Genomic DNA, 822 nt, shown 5'->3' with positions numbered 1-822 from the left:
ACGACGATCTTACCATCGTTCCCATCGGCAACTTCAGCCCCTTGTTGAAATGATGCGTGTATTCATGACAATGCTCTGTTCACTTCTGACGGTCTGTTCTGTGTCCGCGCAGATCAGCCGCCAAGAGGGAACGGACGGGCAGGCGGCAATCTACCGACTGCCGCTTATGGAACGTGCTTTTTTATGCTGCCGCTACTTTGAAGGCTGGCACTCAGAAAAACACTACCCATACGTCGGTTGGGGTCACAAACTTTTGCCAAACGAGAAGTATTCGGCACGAACCATGACAAAACGGGATGCGGATGAACTTTTGCGGAAAGACCTGCGCAAATTTGTCGCCATGTTCCGTAAATTCGGGGTTGATTCGATTTTGCTTGGCACGTTAGCTTACAATGTGGGACCGGCGAAGCTGTTAGGCAGCAAAACAATCCCCAAAAGCACCTTAATCAAGAAGCTGGAAGCTGGTGACAGGAACATCTACCGTGAGTATATAGCCTTCTGCAACTACAAAGGAAAACGCCACGCCATGCTGCTCAAACGGAGAAAGGCGGAGTTTGCGCTGTTGTATATCCCATAAAAGGACTGACAAAACTGGCAAAAGACGTGCCATATTTAACTTGGCACGTCTTTTGCTCTATCACTTGATAGATTATCGTAGGATTTTCTCGTTAATTGACATCGTTGAGCCATTTTTGCCTATCGGTTTCCAAATAACACTTCAAGTTGTAAGTGTTGTGAGAGCAATACAAAACATAGTTATTAACCATAAAAAGTATAGCGAAATTATGAAGAAAGTATTTAGGAAAATTCAGAAAGGAACAA

The 822-nt window shown here is 45.0% G+C and carries 1 protein-coding gene and 1 pseudogene; both read left to right on the top strand.

The features are described 5' to 3' along the window. Window positions 1–49 precede the first annotated feature (49 nt). Window positions 50–577: a glycoside hydrolase family protein gene (locus tag HMPREF9442_RS05330; RefSeq protein ID WP_004291526.1), complete on the top strand. Its 528-nt coding sequence runs from the start codon at window positions 50–52 to the stop codon at window positions 575–577. Between the two features lie 64 nt (window positions 578–641). Further along, window positions 642–822 (top strand): annotated as a pseudogene (locus HMPREF9442_RS16905) (hypothetical protein); the annotation flags it as partial.

The organism is Paraprevotella xylaniphila YIT 11841 (assembly GCF_000205165.1).
Lineage (GTDB): Bacteria > Bacteroidota > Bacteroidia > Bacteroidales > Bacteroidaceae > Paraprevotella > Paraprevotella xylaniphila.
The sequence above is the reverse complement of the archived record's forward strand: the minus strand, read 5'-3'. Positions and strand labels throughout refer to the sequence as shown.